1 protein-coding gene is annotated in these 841 nt (G+C 44.8%); it reads left to right on the top strand.

Annotation, left to right across the window (positions count from 1 at the left end; translation table 11 throughout):
- Window positions 1-452 precede the first annotated feature (452 nt).
- Complete coding sequence (locus tag ACP5NR_RS08740; protein WP_428006363.1) at window positions 453-773, top strand: RNA-directed DNA polymerase; 321 nt, start codon at window positions 453-455, stop codon at window positions 771-773.
- Window positions 774-841: the final 68 nt, after the last annotated feature.

The following is an 841-nucleotide window of genomic DNA, read 5'->3' on the forward strand; positions in this document are numbered from 1 at the left end:
CCCATCGAAATAATGCCTAACCAGCGGTTTCGTAGTTAGTTTTGGAGATATTCAGGTAACTGAATGTTTTAAGCGTAGGCGAACAAGATGATGGGCCGAAAGCGATGAACTAACAGATTGAGCCCCGAAATATATAATTGAGATTGGTTGATGTGATTACACACACAGAAAACAACATTGAAAGTAGCGTTACGGTGAGTTATTTTCAACACTCCGGGGTCTAAGATGTCGGCACGTTATAACTGAGAGTTAACAGAAACTCAGGAGATCCTGTCTGTTCTCTGGATAGAGTATGCCTTACAAGCGTAAAAGGCAAGGACGGCAAAAGACGGGCAGGAAGTCGGATAGTTGCATAGTATCTAAGAAACGGCGTAATGGCCGCGGAGAGAAGGCGACTACATTAAGAGGACTTTGTAAGGGAAACAATTGCTGCACACAGAGGTGGAAAACGATTGGAAACGAAACTTGCAAGGATAGCACAGATTGCGAAAGAAAGGCCGAAGGAGAAATTCACAAGTTTAGCGCACCTCATAAACGAGGAAATGCTGCTTGAATGCCACAATGAACTGAAAGCGAACAAAGCGGCCGGTGTAGACGAGGTTACCAAAGCGGAATATGAAGAAAACCTTCAAGAAAACATTAAAAGGCTACACGAATCTTTGAAGGACATGACCTATATTCCGCAGCCAGTCAGACGGGTGTATATTCCAAAACCCGGCAAATCGGAACTAAGGCCTCTCGGAATACCGGCATACGAAGATAAGATATACTGAACCAGTTTTAAATTCCGAATCATCGCTGCGGCAGGTACCCCACTCGATGTCTGGTCCTCGCTACGCTG

The sequence above is a fragment of the Athalassotoga sp. genome (assembly GCF_049965695.1).
Lineage (GTDB): Bacteria > Thermotogota > Thermotogae > Mesoaciditogales > Mesoaciditogaceae > Athalassotoga.